This window comes from Winogradskyella litorisediminis, assembly GCF_042675765.1.
Classification (GTDB): Bacteria; Bacteroidota; Bacteroidia; order Flavobacteriales; family Flavobacteriaceae; genus Winogradskyella; species Winogradskyella litorisediminis.
In genome coordinates, this window is record NZ_JBHTJL010000019.1 from 1 (window position 1) to 13,850 (window position 13,850).

Here is a 13,850-nt window from a genome sequence, read left to right on the forward strand (position 1 = left end):
AGTAATGGCAAATCCTGCCACCAAATATAATAAGTGGTGGCAGGATTATTAGATTGGGTAATGCTCTATGATGTCTGTTCCTGAAACCTTGTGATATACAATTTGCTGAAAAAATGAAGCATGTGCTCTTGACATTACCTCATGGTTTGTTTTTACATTATGATATCCTTCAATATTCAATAATATATGCTTGACATTGTTTAAGGAAATAATAATTTGTTTTTTATTATCGGTTATAATAATATTGATAGTCTCTTTATTTTTAATTGCTTCAGGGATATAACATCCCTCTGTCGATAAATAGTGGTCTATATAACTTTCACAAAACTCGTAAGCTTTTTGATTAGTTATTAATGTAGATTTATTAAGGATGTTCACCTCACACCCTTCATAATTAAATGAATTCATAATTTATGTGTATTTATGGGCTGATATTAATCAGCCCGTTTTTATTTTATGCTACTAGTTTGTTGTAGTTACTCATCATTAGAATGACTTGTTTTGATAACTTGTATACGCGTTTATTATTTACTCTGTTATCAATTAATTTGTAATCATAGTAATCACACCATTTAACAATCCAGCCCTTTAATTTTCGAGCAGACAAATTGTGATTAGAGTGCTGATAATACTGTTGTTTAATTGTTTCTAATCTAAAGAAGTCTATTTCCAAGCTCTCTAAGTTGTCATCCATAAACGACATGAAGTCTTCCGATGTATCAGCAATAAGACCTTTCAATTTCATTGAATCTGTAGACATATCTATTAAACCTTTTTCTAAAAAGAGCTCTACACAACCTGTCATATAGTGATAATAATTGTTCCAATCGGTTTCCTTCCAGCTAGTAAAAAACTCTCTTCCAAACTTATCGACTGGTGAATATTTAGTTGAATAGAAATCTGATAAAACTAAATCGAACCTACGTCTCTTAGAGCTTTCGTCACTACCCTTAATGGGGTAATTGCTACTCAGTAATATTTTTGGAGCTAACTTAAAAGGGATAATCTCTTTGTCTGAGTACTTCTTTGTTATTTCGAAATCATCAGAAATCAAATTGTACATATCCGTAAAGTGAAATCCCTGTTTTAAATCGTCGATAAACACAACTTCATTGGTGTGTTTTACAGGAGCTAGTGCAAATCCATCTTTAGCAGAATATCTTTTCCCATCAATTCTAACAACGTTTGAAAACATAGATATAGCCTTGCTTATTAGACTTTTACCTCGTCCTCCATTGGCTTCTTGAAAAGACGTCGAGTTATCCGATAAGATTACAGCTTTGGCACTGGATTGTGATTTGTAATTACTACACAAGTAGCCTAAAGCAGAGCGAAAGGAGTCAATATTACCGTCTGCGATATCTGCAACAAACGTTTCAAAATCCGATTTCCCTTCAGCTTTTTCAAGATATTTATGTTGAATAATTTGACTTGCATAAACAGGGTTCTCAAGCTCAGAATAATTTATAAACTGATTTTGTTTATGTTTTGAAATAACTAGTACTCCATTTAAAAAGTATTTATAAACTTCTTCAGAAGTGTCTCTTTGTCTTTCGAATCCCTCTATCTTTAAATCAGACAGAAATAAATCACTATATAATGCCTTTTGTTTTAAGAATGTGCTTATTAATAACTCATTACCAACTTGTGTTTCTCTTATGTAGTTAACAATAAAGTTCTTTATATCGAAAATGTTTAATTCATATATTAGATTATTCTTTATTTCATAGTACTGAAAACTTCCTCCTGTATTTAAACAAAAAATGTTTGCTGATTTCAGAAACTTTATAACTCTAAACTCATTAACCTTATATCCAGTAATCCTACGTTCTTTATCAATAATCACTTCCCAAAAAACTTGATTTTCAGATTTTAAATCGTCAAGTTCTTTCTGCACCATCAAATTATTATTGTCAATTTTATTCTCAGATAGTAATTCATTCAGGTCATTTTCATTTTCTAAAAGTGCTATTACTTTTCGTTTAAGCTCATAGTTTTGCCATGGTTTTGAATTAAAAATAGATTCATTCTTGCACGCGCTTGATACAATAGAGTCAAGTTCTTCATCGCTTTCAAAAACACCTTTAAATCTTTCATAGAAAAACGTTGTAATATCAGCTTCTGGGACACCAGCGGAATACAATTTAATCGCTAACTTATAAAGGTTGTTGTTTCTATTACCTTCAAAGAGAGAGTATTTAGATTCCCAGTATTTATAAACTAGCTTTGTTATTTTGTCTAAGTCTGTTTCATCAAAAATTGACCTCTCTTTTTCTATATCATTTTCGAGTATTATTAGTTTTTGTTTCGATTTCCTTTGCTTAGAAGTACTTAGTTTTTCATTACCAGCACTTACTTCTAATTTTTTTGTAAAAACCTCTGCTTTCGTATTGATATATAAATCTGGGTCAGAAGACATAAAACAAGACCTAGCGATGTCTTTACAGGCATCATCAAAACCATCTATTGAAGAAAAATGTGCTTTTGCCCCTTCAAAATACTGTAAATGTTCAATAGTATTTTTTCTTTCTACCTTAATCAGTACTTTTAACCCGAAGCCTTTTGGAGATTTAAATACAGCATATACATAAGGGTCTTCAATAAGTCTCTCTTTAGTTTTTTCAACATCTTCAATTGAGTTAAAATCGTCAAAATCAAGACACATATATTTGCTGAATTTTATAAATCTATCACCATGCCTCTTATAGAATAAGCCGTTAAATAAAACTACGGGAAGTTTCTTTTTTAAGGTGTTTTTTTCTTCTTTAGATTCAGAGTTTCTAATCTCTTTAATTAGAGCCTTATGTTTTTCATTTTTAATATCCTCTAAAACTTTAGAAATAGTTGTGTGTTTAGGTGCATTGGAATATAAATCTTTAAAAAAAGTAACCTCTTTATTCTCTACCATTGATTCAATAGCATATTGTCTGCCAACTGGAGTTAGCTTTAAGTCAAGTGATTCAAATTCTCTTTTAGTAGTTTTAAAAACTTTGCTATTCTTTCCAAAGTCGTTATAAGCTTTCCACAATTGGGCTTTTAACTTGGGGTACTTTAAGTCTTCTTCTGACGATGTAATTGGCGTCTCGCAATAAAACTCAAGGATAAGCTCTAGGTCTTCTTTAGATATTGTTTTATTAAGGAGCGCGTCTTCAAGCATAAACAGCTCACCTCTTTTTTCGCTTTGCGCATTATACATATTGTTTATTACGCTTTCATTTATTTCTTTTACTTCTTTATAATTGAAGTTGTTTTGTTCGTTTTGAAATATCATTTGTTTTGATTTTTAAAATTTGTATTTTTTTTCATAGTATTTTTTTTTATTATTGATTTAACTTCTGTTTGCTTTAATGCTATTCATTCAGCTCGAATATTATTCATTTGTATTATTTTATATTTTAAGAGAACGATTGTTTTAGTAAAATGTCTCTTTGTCTTTTAAAGAAGTATTTTATCATGCTTATTCGTTCCTATATTTATATAAAACGAACTTTTAAGAAGAATGGAATTTTTTGTTTTTGAGCATAAAAAAACCACTCATATTTATGAGTGGTTTTTAATTTTAAAATTGAAACAGCGAACTAAAAAAAATGTTTGTTTAACAATAACATATTTCTAAGTAAATATTAAAGAAGTGATAAAACACTTATATTTACAAACCAAAAATATGGAGGGGAGGGGGAAATCAGAAAGCTCGTGCTAAGACAAAAGCTTCTCCAACTTCTCTTTTGATGCTTTCCAGTTTGGTAGTTTTTTACTTAAAAGCTGATAAAAAGAACTACTATGATTATGGTGTTCAAGATGACAAATTTCATGAACAAGAACGTAGTCTATGCATTCTTTAGGAGCTTTTATAAGCTCCAAATTAAGATAGATAGTTCCATTGATAAAACAGCTTCCCCAACGGTTATTTAACCATTTATACTTGAGCGACGTTTGTTTTTCAGATAGCTCTTTTGCTAATCCTAATCTGTTTTCATAAAGCGTATTAAAATGAATAATAGCTTTAGACTTATACCATTCATTAAGCTGTTCTTTTATTTTTTGTGTTTGACTTTTATCCTTAGTTTCAATCCAGATATAGCCTCCTTTTAGTTTAGTGGATTTATTTTTTGACTCAGTTATTTTAAGCCTATAAGTTTTCCCTAAGTAAAGGTGTCCTTCACCACTTTGATAAGTTTTGTCTAGTGTTCGTGGTTCATAGCTTAAAAAGAAAGATTTCTGCTTAAGTATCCATTCTGCTTTTGACTTAACCTTCTCTACTATCTTTTCCATAGGAGTTTTACAAGGAGCAGAAACAACTACCGTGGTATCGGGAAACACTTTGATACTTAGTGTTTTTCGCTCCTTATAAACTAACTGAAAATCAATGGAAGAATTTCCATATTTGATGCTATTAAACTCCAATGCTTTATTTGTATTTAAGAATTGCGATTTTCAAACATTCCTCAATCATATAATCGATTTTATCCCAATTAGTATCTATGTCAAATTTTTGGTGTAAGTCATAAATAACATCGCCTAATTCTATGTTTATTTTACCTGTAATATCTTCATTCCTATGCCAGTCAATTATTTTTTTCTCATTCAGGTAAATGTGTTCTTTGACTGTTTTGTCTATTGACAAACTAACTTCAATGTGAAATGGAGTTTTTAAGAGTTCTAAATCTTCAAAAACAGATTTACTAAAGTTGTAAAAAGCTAAAGCCACTATATTATCAGCAAGCTCTTCTGGTGCTTCTTCAGAGCGCCCATTAAAGAATTTCTCTTCGTGCGCCTTGGCTCTTTTCAAATACTCAGCTTCATCGATGCGTTTTTGATGGTAGGCTGCTATGGTCTCTTTAATAAGGTCTGCAAGCTTTCTAAAATAGATAGGGTCTTCTTGCATCTTGATATTTATAGCCTTCACAGTTCTACTAGCTATGTGGTCTGCCTGAGCTGCTGCTCCTTTTACTTTTTCTACCTCTGCATCTCTATCGTCTTTATTGAAAATATCAACCAGCTCTGTTATTTTCATCACTTCACCATCAGTAGTGATGTGCTTATTAATTAGCTTCTGTATCTGCGGTTCAAACTCTTTATAAGCGATATCATCATTGTAACGTCTGGTCACATCGACACGTAATTTTAAAAAGAACTTCGCATCACGCTTATAGGTGTCAATCTTCTTTTCATCAGTATTGGTCACAAAATCTACAGACGAAAGAGCTAGTTTTAGTAATCTAGCAAACTGGCTTACCTTTGTGTAGAATGAATTTCTCACATCTTCTGGTGACAAATGCTCTTCATACGCAGTAGGTTCTAAATTTCGACCTTTTAGTGTTTTGAAAATATCCCAAAGCTCTGAATGTGCCTGTGGAAGTTTGTCAATTTCTTCATTGATATTGGTCAAAGTACCTTCAAGGTCTTTTTCATCAAAACCATCAAGATTTGAATATGTACTTAAAGCAGTATCTAGATTTTCAAGATTCCCATAATAATCAACGATGTATCCATAATCTTTTCCTGAATATACTCGGTTAACACGCGCGATTGCTTGTAATAAGGTATGTTCTTTAAGAGAACGACACAGATAAAGTACCGTGTTATTAGGAGCGTCAAAACCAGTTAAAAGTTTAGCTACTACGATTAGTATCTCAGGTTTGTCACGCTTCTTAAACTGATTTATAATACTTTTCTCATATTTCTTTAAATCACCATATTTATCAATCATTGCATTGAGGTATTCATCCTCTCTGCGCTTGTCTTCGTTTTCATTAAAGTAACCATCTTCTGTACCTTCTCGTTGGTCTGATTGGGTCACAACAACCTCAGAGTCTACCATTCCTATTTCATCTAAGTATTTTTTGTAGAGTAAGGCTGCTTTAATAGTAGGTGCTACTAACTGTGCTTTTGGTTTGTAACTATCATTATGTGTCTGAAAGAACTCCGTATAATGCTCGCTGATATCCCAAGCTCTTGCATAAATCACTTGGTCAGTTTTATTAAGTTCATTAACAGTATTAAACTTCTGTTTCAACTTTGCACGACCTCTTTCTGAAAGATTATTTCGCTCAGCTAACTTTTCAAAATAGGTGTTTATGGGAGCTTCATTAAGGGTAATCTGATTGTGTCTTCCTTCATAGAGAAGAGGAACTACAGCACCATCATCTACCGCATCTTTTACCGTATATGCTTTCCCTATATAACCTCCAAATTTATTAGCCGTACTTTTCTCCTTCTTCATTAAAGGCGTACCTGTAAAAGCCAAAAAGCACGCGTTGGGAAATACTCGCTGCATACTTACATTGAATGTTCCATATTGTGTTCTATGTCCTTCATCTATCAAAACAAAGATGTCAGAAGACATAAATGGCTTTTTATTGTTCTTAACCGCTGCCTCAAACTTGTTTATGATGGTTGTTATAATTGCATCATCACTATCTTCAAGAAGCTCAGTAAGATGTGAACCAGTCTTTGCTTGACGTACAGCTTTCTTACATTTTTTAAAAGTGTCAGAAATCTGGTCATCAAGGTCAACACGGTCTGTTACCAAAATTATTTTTGGGTTTGAAATATGTGGATTTGACGCCAGCATCTGTGCAAGCATAACCATAGTCAATGACTTACCACTACCTTGTGTATGCCATATAACACCACCTTGACGTTTACCTGTTTTGTCAAACTTAGTAACACGATTTATAGTGTTGTTCACGGCAAAATACTGCTGGTATCTTGCAACTTTCTTAATACCGTCATCATACAGCGTGAAGTTGCGTATTAAGTCCAATAATCGCTCTGGTCGGCACAAGTTATAGATGAGCTTGTCTTGTTCCGTAAACAGTCTTTCTTCGGTATCAATGCCGTCAAAGCTTTTACGTACATACTCAGCTCGTTCTTCAAAGACCATATTCTTTTGGTCTTGGTCTAGAGGTTTGTTTTTAAGCTCTTTTAATCCTGCCCAGTATGCTTTTTCTGATTCATTAGAAGTAAACTGCTCTGTCCACCTTGCCCAAAACTCTTTACTAGTTCCTGTGGTTGCATAGCTTGCTGCATTGGTAGCGACACTCATTAACAGATTTGAGTACATATACAGCGAACGAATGCCATCTTTACTAAAGTTTCTCGTGTGCTGCTCTATACCTAAAGTTACAGGAGGTTTTGTTCCTCCTAACGAAGGACTTTTACATTCTACAATAACTGTGGGAATACCATTTATAAACAATACCAAATCTGGTCTATACGTATCTGTTCTTGCAGTTCTCATTACTGGAAACTCCTCAGTGACGTGAAAGACGTTATTCTCAGGATTTTTCCAGTCAATATAGTTTATCGTATGACTCTTCTTATCACCATCTATACTTTGCTCAAATGCTTTACCTAAAGTGATTAGGTCATAGAATGCTTTATTAGCGTTTATAAAACCGTCTTGAATAGGTAGGTCTTTTACTACTAGTACTGCTGAATTTATGTTAGCATCTGAAAACTCATATTCCTTACCGCGACGTGTAATGCTATTAATCTTACCTAATTGATTTCTTAGGATTTCTGTGAACAATACTTGTGATTTCCCACCACGCCATTTTTCGGCTTGTTTAGGGCTTACGTACTTGTAACCCATATTAATGAGCAATTGTAAGGCTGGTATCTGAGAGATATTATCTTCTCTAAAGGATGGTGTCGTGCTCATTTTTATAATTGTTTTACTCTATCAACTAATTGATAGAAGGGTTCTAGTTCGGACTTTTGGACTTTGATATGTTCACCTAATGCCTCAAAATCTGCTTTTGCTTTAAGAAATACATCATCTTTCATTGCAGGGTGTGCAATGATTGTAATGTCTAGCTCTTCAAAATTTTCTAATTGGTATGAAAAAAAGTTTGGCTTGTCTTCCTGACTTTTATCTACTAATACAATTCTATACTCGTTTTCGTGCTGGAAGGATTCATCTTTTCTAAAAGCTAGATACAGAACCGTATTTTCTTGTTCATTCTCTATTACTCTTGGGAAATCTTGATACTTTACTCTTCCTACTATGATGTTTTGCTTTCGCGAAAGCGTATTTAAACCTATAGATTGCTTTACCTTATCTTGAAACTGTTTTCTATTTACCTTTATGGCAAACCCATCTTCCTTTGCATAGTTGCGCCACATACCATCTGACTCTCTATCTGAACTGAACCAGCAGCTTACATAGTGCGCCTTTTGATTCCATATCATCTTTTTACTAATTGATTTAAGATGAGATGCTGATATTTCTTTTTGCTCTTTCCAGTCTTTGAGCATCGCTGGTGCAATATCTTCTTCACGCTCTATAAAACAAGTCTCATAATGCCATTGAAGCTCTGTGATATCATAGGTTGATATACCTTCTAGTTTATCATCAAACCTATCCATAGTAGGCATATAGATAGATTTTGTAGTGAGTAAGCTCATTAACTTATCTAAACTCATATACCTGTACAAAGATTCTTTCTTAATCCCAGTAGTGTTATACGTATTCCAATGTTCTATTTTACTCATCACGCTTAGTATTTAATTCCTGAATACGCTCAAAGAGTTGTTGTGAATACTCACTATAAGCAGCATAGGTTTGCATTTTAAGATAGAGACCATAAGAGATACGACCTTGTGCACGAGGCTGAGTAAATACAACTTCCATATCAGTATCTAGTTCTCTTTCTTCTGCTATAGTAACAATGCATTCAGCATAAGCACGAATCATTTGTTGATTTACAGTTGAAATATCAATACGATGAATATGATTACCTAATCCATTCATAATTGCATTAAATCTAGGCTGAAAAGCAGCAATAAATGCCTGAACGATTCTCTCTTCCATACCTAATCTATTTTTAGACGCTTTTGCCCAGTTAATAATTGTTGCATCAAGCCTTTTTTCTGCATTTTCAAATTCTCTAAGTAATTGATCGAAGTTTGAATTTCATTATCAATATTCATAAAGAAAGAAGACAAGGCTCGTTGTTCTTCAAGCTTTGGAAAACAAACTGGGTCAATTAATACTTTTTCATTATTAATCTTCATATCGTTTTTAGTCCCTTTTTGCACTAGAGGTCGCAGATACCTATTTAGATTATCATCTAATTGGAAATAGTAGTCGATAAAAGTTCCGTCTAATGTTTCTTTACATTTATAAACCGCATATAAAGTTGATACAATTCCTGCTTTACCTTTGTTGACTTTTATAATACCGTATGGATTTGCTTTCAACGGGCTTTTAGTATAAACTACATCTCCATTATTTACAATGCCATAATTTAGAACTGATGCCCCAGCAAAAGACCTCCCTTGAAACTTAATTTGATTAACAATCCCGAATTCTCCCGAAACACTTAATACATCATTTTTATTATAAACTGCATTAGAGTTTTTATCACGAGAAGTTTTCAAATAATAACTTAATTTTCTTTGCACCCATTTTTCATTAAAGCCAGCCAATCGTTTCTTACCAGATAAACACTTTTGTAACAATCCTTTTTTGCGAAGCTTTAGTTGCTTAATAAGGCTTTGCGTAGTTTCTATTGCTTCATCCCATTGTAACAGGATTTGAGCTATTTTCTGTTGTTCTATTTTTTCAGGGACTAAAAGTTTTATCTTTTTAAAATCACTGATTCCAATCATATTTTTCATTGCACCTCCTTGGGTACTTTTAATGATTCTATTTTGAAAAGATGAAGATTTAAAGATTTGAAAGAAGAAAGATTTATCAATTTTTTCTTCATTAATTCTAATAATCATTAAAGCTTGATTGATTATACCTTGATTAAAGTTATTAGGCACTTCGGCAATTTTGCCTATTGTGCCTGAGCACGAAACAATCAAATCCCCTTTTTTAACTTTAAATCTTTCTAACTTTTTGAATAAAGATTCATCTATAAAATATCTTGATTTAGTGAAGTCATTATATATGGCATTTCGTTGCTCATAAACAGAATAGCCACTTTGGACAAAAAAATCTTTTTTCAAAGAACCTCCAAAAGGTCCGCGAATCAGTCCTTTTTTTTGAATGCAATCCTCAATTAGCAAAAAGCATCCGTAATTATGTTTTCCATTATCACTCATCCTAATACCCCATTTCTTTAAGAAACACTTCCATTTGCCCTTCTACCTTATTCAATTTCGCTTTAAGCGCAACTATCTCCTTTTGAGTTTCTACAATATCTACAGGTTCTTCTTCTACAAAGGTGTCTACGTATCTCGGTATGTTCAGATTATAATCGTTTTCTTGTATTTCTTCTAGCGTAGCTATGTGGCTATACTTATCGATAGCTTTCCAATCGGTAAAGGTTTTATAGATTCTCTCTACATCTTCTCCACGCAGTCTATTTTGGTTTTTACCATTTTCAAATTCATTGCTGGCATCTATAAAAAGTATATCTGTATTATCGCCTTTATTTTTGTCAAAGATTAAAATAGAAGCAGGGATACTAGTGCCAAAGAATAGGTTTGCAGGTAAACCAACAACTGCTTTCAACAAATTCTCATCAATCAATTGCTTACGTATTTTTCCTTCACTACTTCCGCGAAAGAGTACACCGTGAGGTAATATGACACCAGCTCTACCGTGCTCGTTTAGGGTCTCAATCATATGTGTAATAAAGGCATAGTCTCCTTTGCTCTTAGGAGGCACACCACGATGGAAACGACTGTATCTATCTGACGAGGCATCTTCTGCGCCCCATTTATCCAAACTAAAAGGAGGATTTGCAACTACTACATCAAACTTCATTAAAGCATCATTCTCAACGAGCTTAGGAGAGTTTAATGTATCTCCCCATTGTATGTTAGCATTGTCCATCTCGTGCAGGAACATATTCATTCGTGCAAGTGCATAGGTAGAACCGTTCACTTCTTGACCATTAAGAGATACGTTAGTGTTACCAACTTCCTTAGCTACTTTTAATAATAGCGAACCAGAACCACAAGTAGGGTCGCATATACGGTCTCCTGCTTTAGGTTCTACTAGTTTTGCAAGTAATACAGATACTTCAGATGCGGTGTAGAATTCCCCAGCTTTTTTACCTGCACCAGCAGCAAAATTGGATATCAGGTACTCATAAGCATCCCCAATTACATCATTACCCACAAGATTAGATGGACGCAAGTCTAGACCTTCAAAATCTTTTAACAGATTTTGTAAACGTCTATTTCTATCTGTTGCCTGACCAAGGTTAGCCTCACTATTGTAGTCTATATTTCTAAATACTTTTTCAAGCTTGCTTCTGTTAGCTTCTTCAAGAGCTTCTAGCCCTATGTTAATAATGTCACCTAGATTTGTTTCGTTACGTTTAGAGTATAAATAATCAAAAGAAGATTGTTCTGGTAGTGCAAAACGCTCGTGCTTTAAAGCTCTTTCTATACGTGCTGCATCTCCTTTGTACTTCTTTTCATACTCTTCTTTCTTCTCTTTATTTACATCAGAAATGTATTTTATAAAGAGCATTGTAAGTATGTAGTCTTTGTATTGACCAGCATCTACAGTACCTCTAAAGGTGTCGCAGGCTTTCCATACTTTATTGTTAATTTCTGCTTGTGTTAATTTACTCATTGTTATTTTTTATTTAAGGAGCGATAGTTTATTACCGCTCCTGATTAGTTGTTTAGCCTTTTGGTGGAAATTTGTCATTTCCGTGAGAATCTTTTCTTTGAATTTTACCATCTTTTTTATGAATGACTAGTTCCGTTTTTTGCTTCTTAGAAAGTTCTCTACTGTAATCTACAGCATCTTTCTTAGTTTCAAAATGTTTTGAAGCTCTTTTAGCTCCTCCTTTTTTTGAGTCCCATCCTCCTTCTGAATTAGGAACTACGTGTCTTGTTTTACTCATTGTAACAATTTTAAATACACTCAATATTATCTCGGAGTAGAGCGTGTAAATCCGAGTCTAAACACATCATATTTTGATATGTCGTAAGATTGGTATACTTTTGTTTTTCCAAGAACATTGTTAATCTCAGTTCGGTGACAAGCCACTAGAGTAAACAATACCAATCTAAAGTCTTAAAAAGTGACTAGCTTTTATAGACTTTTTTTATGTCTTATTATTTTGTTTTATTGGTTAATAGCTGATTTAAAACACCTTGTTTGAACATCCGTTTTTTTTCAAGTATCTGACTGGTTATACTTATTTCCTCATCTAGGAGTTTTGATATTTTTACAATCTTTTTTTGCTCTTCCAGTGGAGGCAGAGCTATTTCTAGGTCTAGTAATTCTTTTTTAGTTATTGAAATCATTGAAGAACCAGAACCTAATAGAGTTAATTCGTACTGTTTTTTACTAGAATTAAGTATAGTGGCTAAATAATGACCGTTTACCTGATTTTCATCTGTCCTTATGATATAAAATAAAGATGACGGTATAACTTTTCCGAATTTTTCTTCATATGCCCAAGCAAATATTCGCTGTCCTTTACCAGCCAATATAATATCGTTGGATTTCAGCAGAAACTTATTATCCTTATTTTCTAACTTAACAAAACTATTTTCAAACAAAGTTGGATTAAGGTCGTCATCAAAGTGACTAGAGGTTAGATACTTAACAGAACCCTCCATTTCCTTTTTTTGATAAAGACCAAATTGCACATCGGCAATTTTTCCTAGTTTTGTTATTAAAATATTTTTGTACATCGTTTCTAATTTTTTACAAATATAGAAATCTTTATGAGAAATTCAAGAATCATTTGATGGTTTTTATTTTTGTACAGCGTTTCAAATAGTGTGTTGAATAGTTTTAACCCAGGTAGATTGGGTGCTCTGAAAGATTTTTTTGTTCAAAAAAAATGCATTTATTTTTTGAAAATAAATAAATAAATAAATATGAAATATTAATTAGGTGAATATGTAGTTGCTATATGCTCTATTTTGGAAAACTACTAAAGTGAGTCTACTATTTTTGAAAAATGTTTTTGAAAAACTTCTAAAGGCGTTCTATGACCATTTGGTTCAAATGTATAAGTAAAATTCACTTTTCTGTCTTTAAGAAAATTTAGTGTGTCAACTGGGATTACTACATTATCATTTTTACCTAGGATGATTGTATGTTTTATTTTTAGATTTTCGACCTCGTTAATTTTCGGTTTTGTAATGCTGTTTTTTTCTAGTGAAGGATTAAATAGAAGGCTAGGTATGTTAAACTTGTTGCTGATATGATATGCTAAATAAGCTCCCATGGAACTACCGATAATAAGGTGGAATTTATTCTGCTCGCACAACAACTCTAAAGAATTAAATATCGTTTCAGAGCTCCCCTTGTAGTTTAGAAATGGATTAAATACTTTATAATTCTCCTGAAGCCAGTCTGTTTTTGAAGATATATTACTTGACATTAAGCCGTGAAGGTATAGGATATTCATTATCAGTATTTTTGATGAGTAAATTTATCAAAAAAGTATGACACTTAATTACTCTTGTCATTATAGTTGTAAGATATCTTAATATATTTGTCACTAAAAATCATACATGACTAAGGAACATTTTTTAGAAAAACATATCTATATAGGTTTAACCGACTTAAATACAGGGTTTGATTCTTCTCAAATTAAATACTTTAATGATGAGGATTTTAGTATTATAATTAAACGTGTCAAGGAATACGGTATTGGAATATATGGTATAGAACCTTGGGATATGGACAATCATTATTACGACACAAAAGTACATGAAGAATACTCTAAAGAACCAAGTAATCCTGATTGGTTCGAAGCGGCCTTTAGTTCTTTTATGAATAGAGGAGAAAAGCTTAAATATTCTGCTAGTTATTATATTCCTAAAGAAATTTTGGAAAACAATTAGAGCATTACCCAATCTAATAATCCTGCCACCACTTATTATATTTGGTGGCAGGATTTGCCATTACT

General features: G+C 32.7%; 12 protein-coding genes. 1 reads left to right on the plus strand and 11 read right to left on the minus strand.

The window, feature by feature from the left end:
• Positions 1-48: 48 nt before the first annotated feature.
• The 11 genes from ACFQ1Q_RS13745 to ACFQ1Q_RS13795 form a co-directional block, all read right to left on the minus strand.
• Positions 49-378, minus strand: a complete 330-nt coding sequence (locus tag ACFQ1Q_RS13745; protein ID WP_386132695.1) for a hypothetical protein — start codon at positions 376-378, stop codon at positions 49-51.
• A gap of 76 nt (positions 379-454) precedes the next feature.
• Positions 455-3,271, minus strand: coding sequence for a BT4734/BF3469 family protein (locus ACFQ1Q_RS13750; protein ID WP_386132697.1), 2,817 nt, complete (start codon positions 3,269-3,271; stop codon positions 455-457).
• 425 nt (positions 3,272-3,696) lie between these two features.
• The gene (locus ACFQ1Q_RS13755; RefSeq protein ID WP_386132699.1) at positions 3,697-4,404 is read right to left on the minus strand and encodes a M48 family metallopeptidase; all 708 of its coding nucleotides are present in this window, start codon (positions 4,402-4,404) and stop codon (positions 3,697-3,699) included.
• A gap of 4 nt (positions 4,405-4,408) precedes the next feature.
• Positions 4,409-7,666, minus strand: a complete 3,258-nt coding sequence (locus ACFQ1Q_RS13760) for a type I restriction endonuclease subunit R (RefSeq protein WP_386132702.1) — start codon at positions 7,664-7,666, stop codon at positions 4,409-4,411.
• A 2-nt stretch (positions 7,667-7,668) separates the two neighbouring features.
• Positions 7,669-8,499 carry a DUF2971 domain-containing protein gene (locus ACFQ1Q_RS13765; RefSeq protein ID WP_386132705.1) on the minus strand — a complete coding sequence of 277 codons (831 nt, stop codon included), beginning with the start codon at positions 8,497-8,499 and terminating at the stop codon, positions 7,669-7,671.
• Entirely contained in the window at positions 8,492-8,818 is a 327-nt protein-coding gene (locus ACFQ1Q_RS13770; RefSeq protein ID WP_386132708.1) for a hypothetical protein, read from the minus strand. Before ACFQ1Q_RS13770 ends, ACFQ1Q_RS13765 begins: the two co-directional genes overlap by 8 nt.
• A 2-nt stretch (positions 8,819-8,820) precedes the next feature.
• Positions 8,821-10,059, minus strand: coding sequence for a restriction endonuclease subunit S (locus ACFQ1Q_RS13775; RefSeq protein WP_386132711.1), 1,239 nt, complete (start codon positions 10,057-10,059; stop codon positions 8,821-8,823).
• Between the two features lies 1 nt (position 10,060).
• Positions 10,061-11,545 carry a type I restriction-modification system subunit M gene (locus ACFQ1Q_RS13780; RefSeq protein WP_386132713.1) on the minus strand — a complete coding sequence of 495 codons (1,485 nt, stop codon included), beginning with the start codon at positions 11,543-11,545 and terminating at the stop codon, positions 10,061-10,063.
• Positions 11,546-11,597: 52 nt separating this feature from the next.
• Positions 11,598-11,822, minus strand: a complete 225-nt coding sequence (locus ACFQ1Q_RS13785; RefSeq protein WP_386132716.1) for a DUF2188 domain-containing protein — start codon at positions 11,820-11,822, stop codon at positions 11,598-11,600.
• A gap of 214 nt (positions 11,823-12,036) precedes the next feature.
• Entirely contained in the window at positions 12,037-12,621 is a 585-nt protein-coding gene (locus ACFQ1Q_RS13790; RefSeq protein WP_386132718.1) for a restriction endonuclease subunit S, read from the minus strand.
• A 245-nt stretch (positions 12,622-12,866) separates the two neighbouring features.
• Positions 12,867-13,346, minus strand: a complete 480-nt coding sequence (locus ACFQ1Q_RS13795; RefSeq protein WP_386132720.1) for a YqiA/YcfP family alpha/beta fold hydrolase — start codon at positions 13,344-13,346, stop codon at positions 12,867-12,869.
• 106 nt (positions 13,347-13,452) lie between these two features.
• On the opposite strand from ACFQ1Q_RS13795, the gene ACFQ1Q_RS13800 reads away from it, so the two are divergent.
• Positions 13,453-13,785, plus strand: coding sequence for a hypothetical protein (locus tag ACFQ1Q_RS13800; RefSeq protein WP_386132723.1), 333 nt, complete (start codon positions 13,453-13,455; stop codon positions 13,783-13,785).
• Positions 13,786-13,850: the final 65 nt, after the last annotated feature.